Origin of the sequence: Catellatospora coxensis (genome assembly GCF_016862635.1) — a bacterium.
GTDB classification, from domain to species: Bacteria; Actinomycetota; Actinomycetes; order Mycobacteriales; family Micromonosporaceae; genus Catellatospora; species Catellatospora coxensis.
Map to the genome: position 1 here is coordinate 1 of NZ_BONI01000144.1, position 10,596 is coordinate 10,596.

The window sequence follows — 10,596 nt, forward strand, 5'->3', positions numbered from 1 at the left end:
AGGCCACGGCCCTGACCCCGCGACAGGCCCATCGTCCGCAACCGCGACAGCACCGTGCCCCGGCCCCGCGCCCCCGACACCACCGCGAACCCGATCGCCAGCAACGCCAACGCCACCCCCGCACCCGCACCGATCGCATACGCGAACGTCACCACCGCGTTGACGCTGGAGGCCTCCATGGCGGCCCGGGACTGCTCCCAGGTGGTGACGGTCGTCTCCGGCATGAAGTCGACGGCCTGGAAGCCGGTGTTGGCCCAGCGGTTCTGGGCGGCGTCGCCGACCTCGCGCAGCCGCTGCGGGTCGGGGTCGCCCGCGATCAGGTAGCCGGTGGCCAGCAGCGCTTCCCGGGCGTCGGCCGGGATGGCCTGCCACGGCAGGACGACGAAGTTCGCCGCGCCGTTGCGGATCGGCGGGAACCCCTCGACGACCGCGGCCACCGTGAACTCGTAGTACCGGCCGCGTATCGCGACGGTGCCCTTGCCGCCCAGCCCGCCCAGCTGTCCGGCGGCCTCGGGCGAGACCACGGCGGGCAGCGGCGAGCCCGGCGCCGCGTCGCGCAGCGCCGCGGGCACCGGGTGCACGACGCCGGACTGCGCCAGGACCCGGGTGTAGGACGGGGCGTCGAGCACCAGCGCGTACGTGGTGCCCTGGCGCTGCCCGCCGGTCATCAGGTCCGCCGAGGAGTACGCCATGTAGGGCGAGACGGCGGTGACGCCGGGCACCGCCGCGAACTCAGCCGCGGCGGCCTCGTCGAAGTAGTACCCGTCGACCTTCACGTCGGCGGACACCCGCAGGTCGGTCGCCCGGTCGCGGGCGGTGTCGAGGGCCCCGGCCACGGCGATGCTGAACACCGCCGTGCTGACCGCCACGACCAGCACCGCCACCGGCCCGATCACGGCGCCAGCGGTGCGACCCGCCCGGGACAGGCCCAGGAAGGCCACCAGGCCGTCGCCCCGCGCCGTCAACCGGCTCAGGCGGCTCACCACGGGCGGCACCGCCCGTACCATCGCCAGCGCCGCTGCCACGGCGAGCAGCGCGGGCACCGCCGCCAGGTAGAAGTCCACCCCGCCGCCGCTGCTCAGGCCGCGGCTGCGGACCAGCCACACGCCCAGCCCGGCCAGCACGAGCAGGCTCAGCTCGGCGGTGCGCCGCTTGACGCCGACCCGGGCCGTGGCGGTGTCACCGCGTCCGGCCGAGGACGACGGATCACGGGCGACGAACATGGCCATGACGGGCACCGCGAGCACGGCCAGTGCCGTGAACGCGGCCAGCGCGGGCCAGGCGACCGCGGGCCGGCCCGTCACCGCCGTGCCGAGCAGCCCGCCGGCCACCGCCGCGGGCACCACCAGCAGCGTTTCCAGCAGCGTGAAGATCCCGAGCGCGCGGATCGCGCCGCCCCGTGCCCGCAGCAGCCCGAGTTCGGCCCGGCGGCGGGACACCATGACCCACGAGGCCAGCAGCGCGAGCCCGGCCAGCGTGACCAGCGCGCCGACCTGCACCACGGCCAGCAGTGCCTGGGCGGCGCGCACCTCGTCGGCGAACCGGGCCAGCTGGCTGTCGAGGCTGGTCAGCAGCATCGAGTCCAGCCCTTGCCGGCGCGCGACGCTCGCCGCCTCGACCAGCTCGGGCAGCACGGCCAGGTCGAGACTCGACGTGCTGATCCGGTACCGGAACTCGTAGTACACCGGGGCCACCGGCACCAGCTTGGCCAGTCCGGCCTCGTCGGAGTAGAGCACCGCGCGGTACGGCTCGTCGTCGCCGGCCGGGGGCGTGCGCAGCGCGAACGGCACCGGCTCCCAGAAGGTGTCCTGCTCGTCGTGCGGCACGACGAGGCCGACGACCTTCATCGGGACCTCGCCGTAGAAGCCGAAGCGGAACGTGCTGCCGACCCGCTGCTTCAGCTTCTCCGCGTTCCACTTGGTCAGCACGACCTCGACCGGCCCGCCGGTCGTGGTCTGCGGGAAACGGCCGTCCACCAGGTCGACCCGTTCCTCCAGCCCGCTGCCACGGCGGACGGCGAACAGCGGCGGGGTGTTCCCGAACGGGCCCTCGGGCAGGCCGGTCCCCCTGACCGGCGACTTCTCCAGCTGCGTCGACGCGGCCCACCAGGACTGCACGATGCGGTCCCGCAGGGCCGGCTGCAGGGCCGCCTGCTGCTCCTGCAGCCGCTGCTGCGGGCCCCAGTCGGCGTCGTCGGCCTTCTCACCGCGGAACGTCAGGTCCCGGGCCGTGTACGCGAGCTGGGAGATGTCGTGGCGCAGCCCGACGTCGGTCAGCTCGTTGACGGCCCGCGGCGTGCCCACCACGAGCACCCCGGCTGCCAGCGCCAGCGCTGCCAGCAGCGCCAGCGGCCCGGCGCCGGCGCGAATCCGGGCGGTCCATCCACTCACCGGTCGGCTCCGTTCCGCAGGTGGGACGTGGCCAGCCGCTGCCGCAGCGTGGTCGCCACCAGTCCCGCCATCACCAGGGTGACGGCGAACAGGGTCGCGGCCGTGCCGAGCACGGGCAGCCAGTCCGTCGTGGTGAGCGCGGTCGGCACCGGCCGGCCCGCGCTCGGGGTCATGATCACCAGTGGGCCGGTCGTCCTGGCGACGAGCAGGCCTACCACCAGGCCGACCGCGACACCCAGACCGGCGAGCAGCGCCTGCTCGATCATGAGGGCGCGGGCGAGCAGGCGCGGTGCCGCGCCCAGCGTGTTCAGCACGGTCAGCTCGGCCACCCGCCGCCGGGCGGTGGCCCGGACGTCGACCGCGATGCCGACCAGGGCCAGCCCGATCGCCCCCAGCGCCGCGATGAACAGCGCGATCCGCGCGCCCGCGCCGAACGCGTCGTCGGCCGCGTGTACGGCCAGGGCGTGCCGGTCGATCATCGTCAGGTCGGGCAGGGCTGCCGCGGCGGCGGCGGCTTCGGCGTGGCGGGTGGGCTCGGTCGTGAGCCACCATTCGTCGACGGCCGGGGCCCGCCAGCCGTGCTGCTGCAGGTGGGTGGCCAGTGACGGCATGTCCACCAGCAGCGCGGCCGGGGCCGATCCGCCGGGCAGCGCGGCGACCACGCCGGTGACCTGCGCCTGCGTGCCGGGTGCCCACAGTGGCAGGGTCAGCTTGGCGCCGACCTCGGTGTGCAGCGCGGCGAGCGCCTCGGGCGTGGCCACCACCGGCACGGTGACGGGTTCCGCGTCGGGCCGCAGCGTGACGGAGAAGAGTTCCCAGACCTGGCTTTCCGGAAAGTGGATGCTCACGCGGGCGCTGTCGGCGGCGACCTGCAGGTCCGCCTCGCCGGGAGCGTCGGCCGCGCCCCAGCGAACGCCTGGCGGTTCCAGGTTCAGGCCGGTCGCCACGCCTGCGGCGTCGACGGTCGCCAGGCCCGTGAACTCCGTCACGACCTGCAGGTCGGACTGCACGTAGGGGCCGTCCGCCGAGAACCCGGTCAGCCGCAGACCGGCCACCTGCGGCAACGGGACCTCGAACGCGTGATCGTCACCGCCGGTGCCGGCGGACAGCGGGACCTGGTGGACCCCGCCGTGCGGGTCGGTCAGCTGCACGGAGGACCCGTTACGCGGCTGGGCGTCGAAATCCCGGCCGTTCGCGGTGATCCGGATGGATCCGCGCAGCGCCTTGACCCCGGCCGGCAGCTCCACGCCCGGCGCGTGCCGGCTCAGCGCTGCCATACCCGCGGCCGCCGCGCGGCTGTCGCCCAGATCCGCGCGCATCCGCAGCACGTCCCCGGCGGCCGCGGCGTCCAGCGCCAGCAGCGAGATCGAGGTCTCGTTCTCGCCGGCGGTCACGGTGGTGCGCCATGCGGGAAGCGCCGCGGTCACCCCGGGCAGCGCCGAGACCTGCCTGGCGCGGTCACCCGGCGTGGCCCAGGAGGTCTCCAGCAGCCGCAGGTCCGCGCCGGCGGTGTGGTCGGCCTGGTCCACCTGCGACTGCCGGGCTGTCGCGGCCAGGGTCCAGGCGAGCGTGCTGACCGCGACGCTCAGCGCCAGCAGCAGCACCGGCCCGGCGTGCGGCCGCCGCCCGGCCTGCCACACCCCCAGCTGCGTGGCGAACCACGCCCCGCGGTCGACCTGGCGCTCCAGCAGCCGGGTCAGCGGCGGCAGCAGCCGCAGCGCGAGCACCGCGCCCGCGAGCACACCGAGCGGTCCGGCCGAGGCCAGCAGCGGGTCGATGCCGAGCCGGCCGGCGACGCCGGACAGCGGCGAGTCGTACTGCTGCAGCTGGTACCACGCGAGCACGGCGAAGCCGATCAGCGCCACGTCCAGCCCGGTGCGCTGGGCGACCGCTGCGCGGCTGGGCCGGGACTGCGCGCTCAGATCGGCGACGTAGGTCGCGCCGCCGCGCAGCGCGGGCAGCAGCATCGCCAGCACGCAGCCGAGCCCGGCCGCCGCGGCCAGGCCGATGGTCAGCGGGGTGACGCCGCCCTCCAGCCGAACGCCGATCCCGGCCAGGGCCGGCAGCCGCTCGGCGACCTTCAGCAGCGGCGTCACCAGCAGCGGGGCCAGCAGGGCGCCGGGTGCCGCGATCAGCAGCGCCTCCCGCGCGGCCAGCCCGCCGAGCTGGACCCGGGACGCGCCGCGGGCCCGCAGCAGCGCCGTCTCCGCGCGGCGGCCCTCGGTCAGCAGCGAGGCGAGCAGCATCAGCGCATACCCGCCGAGGATCGCGATGAGCAGCAGCGGGGTGAGCATGTCCGAGCGGCCGACGAGCCGGGCCTGCTCGATCCGGTCGATCAGCCGTTCCAGCTGCGTCGACGCCTGGCCGGTCTCGCTGAAGCCCAGCTCCTCGGGCACCTCGTCCAGCGTGCCGGCGGCGGCGCGTGCGGCGGCGAGGTCGGCCCCCTCGGCCCGGGACAGGTCGGGTGTCGCGACCCAGCCGCTGCTGCCCAGGTAGGACCAGCCGGCGAAGAAGTCCGCCCGGTCCAGCACCAGCGGCCCGTACGTGTGGCCGCCGGGCTCCACGCCGTCGGCCAGCTCCGGCGCGAGCAGCCAGTACGGGTCCTGCGGCGACCGCGCCGCGAAGACGCCGCTGACCTCGACCTGCTGCGTCTTCTTGGTGATGCCGTTGGTCATGGAAACCCGCGAGCCGGGCCGCAGCCCGAGCGCATGCGCGGCGGCCTCGCCGACCACCGTCTGTGGCACCTGACCGCCCGGGGCCGGCCAGCTCCCGGAGACGAGCCGGGCGTGCTCGGCCAGCTCGTCGAGGAACATGACCCGGGCGTAGACGACGCCGTAGGCGTCGGGCACGGCGTCGCCGGTGTCGCCGTCGAAGCGCAGGCCGCTGGTGTAGCCGGCGGCGGCGAACCCGGTGTCGCCGAAGCGCCCGGTGAACGACTCCCGCAGCGCGGTGTCGGTGCGGGCCCATGCCTCGGCCTGGGACTTGTCGACTGCTCCGCCGCTGCCGACATACCTGTTGCCGGTGGTCTGCAACGGCAGGCGCACCTGGATCGCCCGCTCCTGCGGCGGCGCCGCCGCGACGGCCGCCCGGCCGCCCGCCGCGATCACCGCGTCGCTGTAGCTCGCCAACCCGACCAGCAGGGTCGTCGAGATCAGCGCTGCCGCGGCCGCGGCTGCCAACAGGCCCTTCGCGCTGTTGGCTCGGCGACGTCCCAGCATGGCACCTCCCTGTAGTCGATCACGGACGCAGGTCACTACTGAAAGGGACCTTTACCGGTTCACCGTGGAAAGTCAGTGTTATCGGACCGTTATGAGCGAACACCCGCGTCACCCCTTTCGCCCGACCACGCCGCAGCTGCGGTGAGCTGGGCTGAAGAAGATCGCGCAGGATCACGAGCTCACGAGACGACATGTTGCCCTGCCGATCCGGGGCCCACTGGTCCTGGGCCGGGCCCAGGACCGGGAACCCGGGCTCCGACAGGTCAGCCTCGCGGTCGGCGTTCGTCGCCGGGAATCGCCTCAAGCACCGGCGCCAGGGTGGCCCTGACCCGGATCACGCCCGGCGGGATCGCATCGTCTGCCAGCACGGTGAACACGATGCCGTCGACAGGCAGGCTGTGCCGGTCGAGCACCCGCTTGACCGCGTCTACTAGTTCTGCCCGGATCGCAGCTATCTGGGACGATTCGGCGACGGCGGCGGGCACCCGGATCTGAACCACCGGAAGCCGGTCCGGCACGAGCCACCTCTCACCGCCGTGCCAGGCATGCCGCACCATCGCCGGCATCTGGTCGGCGAACACGTTGAGCGCACGCCGGCGTTCCGGCAGGTCGAGCTCTGCGAGCGCGTCCGACCTCAGCTCGACAGGGTGCGGCACGACGGCACGCGCGGCGGTGTCGTACCGCACCAGTGGAGCCTTTGCCTGGCTCTCCTGCACCACCCAGATCTGCACCAGGTAGCGGACCGCGATTCCCGACTCCGGGAACCCGGGCACGTAAAGGCCCATGATTCCAGGCTGGTCGGTACGCCGGGGCATGCGCCCGGCCGAGCCCGGTGGCGCGGGCGCCACCGCTGACCGGAGAACCGACACAGGCCTTGTCGCCGGAATGTTCCAGCGAATGTCGTGGTAATCCTCTCCCAACCCGAGATTGTGCAGCATTTCGTGCAAAATGGTCGACCTTAGCGCCGGGTCGGTCAACAGCGCAGTCGGCCAGGTGTCGACGTCCGCCAGCAGGTCGCGGCGATGTGCCGGCATCTGGTGGGGCACCATGATCGTGTGGTACTCGCCACGATCGACAAACTCGATCATCAAGTGGAACTGGTCGCCGCCCGGCAGGCGGTACCGGCCGTTCACCGCCGCCAAAGTCGATTGTCCTGCCGCCTTCATCCGCTCGACGTCCGCCGGTGTCACTCCGGCACCGGGCTGCAGCTTGTAGCGGATCCGGAAGACCCGCACCACTCGCAGTCCTGTCGGCTCGTCGAAGGCTATGCGGACGACGTCGTAGCGGGGGTTGAAGTAGATCGGGACGACAGTCGCCCCGTGGTGTCCCACGGCGTCGACGGGTTCGACGTACGGGGCGTCCACGTGACGGGAAACCTGCGGATCGAGACTCCGGAAGGCGTCCTCGATCTCTGCTGCGGGTACCGGCCCGTCCACGGTCCACCAGCCCCGCGTGAGCGCTGAATCAGGCGCGGTGCGCCAATAGTTCAGAAAATCGGGCCCCTGCCGATGGGCATCGTCGCGCTGCAGTATGAGATCGCCGAGCGGAATCACGGCCTGGTGGTAGCGCTTGGCGGATGTCTCGCCGACGGTGCGCCTGTTCTGCCACCCCCACTCGTCGTCGAAGTAGACGCGCAACTGCGCGGGCACCGGGAAGGGCGCGGTCCGCGAGGTGTACAGGTCGACCGAGCTGCCGCGTCCAGGCACAGACTCGACCACCCTGAACACGACTCTGGCCGTGGCCGGCAGCGTGTTGACCCAAGGGGCCACCGCGCCCGAGGCCCTAGCGGGAATCCTCAGGTGCCCGGCCACCGTCGACAGGAACCCGTAGACGAGCGCATGCGCCGCCCGGCGCTCCTCGGCGGTGTCCGCCGGAATCGACACCTCGGCGGTGACCTGCGGCAGCGGATGACGATGCTGCACGCTCGCCTCGGCTTTTGCCAACAACGTCCATGCGGTGCGCGCGGCGATGTCGCGGTCCAGTGGCCACAGGTAACCTCCGCGCTGGTAGCGGGTCGGCGGTTCGAACGACACCCGCATCACCTGATCGCCGGACGGCTGCTCTGCCACAACCGATCTGCCCGCGAGGGAATGGCTGTACACCTCCAGGCGGATGGCGCCGTTGGTCTCATCGAGACCGAAAAGCACCACGGCCGCCGAGGGCATCGCCTTCATCCACTCCTGAACCTGCGGCAGCCCGACATTCAGCTGCATCAGCCTGCCGGCCAGGACCCTCAGGAACCCGCGGGCGCGCTGATCCGCGGCACGGCGGGCAGCGGCGGTGTCCCACGGTATGGAGATTCGTACGGTCACGCGCGGCAGCGGGCGGAGCTCTCGCAGACCGGCCCGGATCTGACCCTCCAGGACGTGCGCGATCTCGTCGACGGCCGCCGGAGCCGGCGCCAGGGTCTGCGGATCGAAGTCCACGGTCTTGACGAATCCGCCTACCCGTCCCAGCGGGTCAACTCGTTGCGACGGCGGCAGCAGGAGCGGAAGCCGCTGCCCGGTTCCGGTGCCGGCCGTCAACCGGCGTATGGCGATCAGATCGTTGGCGTGTCCCCTGAGCCGGAGGTTTCCGGTCACCACGGTGCGGAATTCGACCTCCACCACCGGCACCGCCGCACCGCCGTGCCGCTCGGACCACCGGGTCAGCCCGTTCACGATCCGCCGCTGGAGCACCAGCGCGACGCCCTCTGCCATCTTCGCCGCTCGCGCACCGCCTTCGACGGAACGAGCGGACACCTCGATGGCCAGCCGTTCTCCCGGCGGCAGCCGCGCACACCAACCGGCCATCACCGCGTCGCTGGTCGCTTCGGCCGCGATGCGGCCGACCCAGGCCAGGGTGCCGACGCCGTAAACGAGCGGCAGCACCTCAGCCTGCGGCCCTTCGACATACACGAGGCCGGCGCCCCTCAACTCGCTGCCGCGCAGGACGTACTGAAAACGTCTCTCCCACAACACCGACCGCGGCAACCCGGCAGTGGCCATCGCACGATCCGGCGCAAGCGCCGCCCCGAGGTGGTAGTGGAAGGCAGCCGCCGGAATGTTCGTGCCGTTGCCGGCCAGCGGGATCCGACTGGCGTCGCTGATCTGGTCGACCTCCTCCACCCGAAACGACGTCCCGGCGGCGATCTCCATCCGGCCGTCAGCGGTCCACACGCCGCCTGTCGTCAGCAGCAGCCGGTCCGTTCCGGTGGCCAGCGGGTGTACGGGCCCGTCAGGATCGACTGACAACGGGCTCTTCAGCCGCAGTACCCCCGTGTCGTTGTCGATGGTGAACGCGTCGCGTGCGACCACGGCGTTCAGCACCAGAGGGCGGGCGTGCGTGTGGGGATTCCGGCGATACATGCCCGGCGCCGTGGTGATGGGCGGGTCCAGCAGCGCGTGCACGAGGGTGTCGGTTCCCATCACGTCGCCGGCGGGCACCGCGGCTTTCGAGCCCGCGACTCGGCCCACGTCCGGCACGGCCCGCAACAGCCTCCCGTGCTCGTCGGTGATCAGCTGAATCGGGTTCGACAGGACCACCGGCGTCTGCGTCGCGGTGTCGGTATAGGTGTCGACCAGTCCATGGGACACCGCCCCGTGGTCCAGGGAGGCCATGACAGACGCCGGTGCCGCCTGGGTCTCCACCTGCCACAGCCGACCCTCGGTGTCGCGCCACACGATGAGCACGTGCCGAGGGTCGTTGACCGTCTCCACCTGGACCACGGTGAGCTCACCCGGCTCCAACCGTGCCAGCGTCGCCGAGGCTCCGCGCCGCCAGCCGCCGCCGAACAAGCGCACCAGATCGTCCACACCGCGCGACCCGGCCCCGTCGTCGACGGCCCGGGTCCCCGCCACCCCCAATCGACGCAACACCTCCCAGACCCTTGGTACGCAGTCACTCTCCTCCTGCCATCTCGGCAGCCTCAGCACCTGCTCCAGAACCGGATCCGCGGCGGCGGCCGGATCCGGGACGGCCGGTTCCGGGTGGACGGCGAGCAGAGTCGTGGGCACGAGCGCGCCCGGCTGGTCCGCGACGGGCTCGTATCGCTGCGGTCCGGACTGCGGTCCCGGGTCGTCGATGCGCGGCGTGCCCGAGCCGGGATCCATGCCCGCTGGGCTGGACTCCACCGAACGGGTGCCTGCCGTCAGCGGAGAGCCGCCCGCGCTCGGGTCTGCGGCGACCCGTCCGGGCCCGGTCGATGCCGCGGTCATGGCGATCGCTTGCTCGGGGGCGACGGTCTTCGGCACGTACGGAACGATCGGCGCGGACATGGGCTTGGCCAGCGGGCCAGGCAGGCCGATGCCCGTGCCGATGCCGGCGGGGACGGCCGCGGCAGGGCGGGCCGGCGGCGCACCGCCACGTTCCGGCACGAACACTCCGGCCACGCCCCACTGTCCGGCAAAACCTCCGACGACACGAACGTCCGCCACGAACGACCCGTCATCGGAACGGCCGCCGAACCGGGCCGCGACGATCCGGCCGTCGAGCGTGCCCGTCAACCGTCCCGAACCGGCGAAGCCGCCCTCCAGCACCGTCCCGCCCGGCGAGGCCACCCGACCCCGCGCCCAGACCCCGCCGGTGAACGACCCGTCCCGCGGATCGAACCTGCCCGACAGCACGAAGTCGCCCCGGGCGTTCCCCGAACCCGTCACCCGGACCTTCTGCGCGTTCCCGCCCGCCTTGTCACCGGCCGGGACACCGTTCCATCCCGCGATGTCGAGCTTTCCGACGTCGCCGTCCAACCCCGCGAACGCGCCGCCGCCAGGGCGGGATCGGTGTCCGGCCCAGTCCACGACGCCCTCCACCGCGCCTGCCGTCGCGGCAGCCCACGGATCGTCCGACTGGAGCGCCCGGCCGTTGGTGGCCAGATCAGCCAGCTGCTCGGCGGAGAACTCCGTCAGCGCCCCGACGAACATCTGACCGGGAATCGAGCCCATCCACCGGTCACCGACGTCCGGGTCACGCCGCCCGCCGATCGCCTTGGTGATCGCCTTGCTCATGCC

At 72.9% G+C, this 10,596-nt stretch carries 3 protein-coding genes; all 3 read right to left on the bottom strand.

Annotation, left to right across the window (positions count from 1 at the left end; all coding sequences use genetic code 11):
* A partial coding sequence (locus Cco03nite_RS41055) for a hypothetical protein (RefSeq protein ID WP_203699464.1) occupies positions 1–2,390 on the bottom strand: 2,390 nt, incomplete at its 3' end.
* The gene (locus Cco03nite_RS41060) at positions 2,387–5,608 is read right to left on the bottom strand and encodes an ABC transporter permease (RefSeq protein WP_203699465.1); all 3,222 of its coding nucleotides are present in this window, start codon (positions 5,606–5,608) and stop codon (positions 2,387–2,389) included. The genes Cco03nite_RS41055 and Cco03nite_RS41060, both read right to left, overlap by 4 nt.
* A 263-nt stretch (positions 5,609–5,871) precedes the next feature.
* Positions 5,872–10,530: a hypothetical protein gene (locus Cco03nite_RS41065; protein WP_203699466.1), complete on the bottom strand. Its 4,659-nt coding sequence runs from the start codon at positions 10,528–10,530 to the stop codon at positions 5,872–5,874.
* Positions 10,531–10,596: the final 66 nt, after the last annotated feature.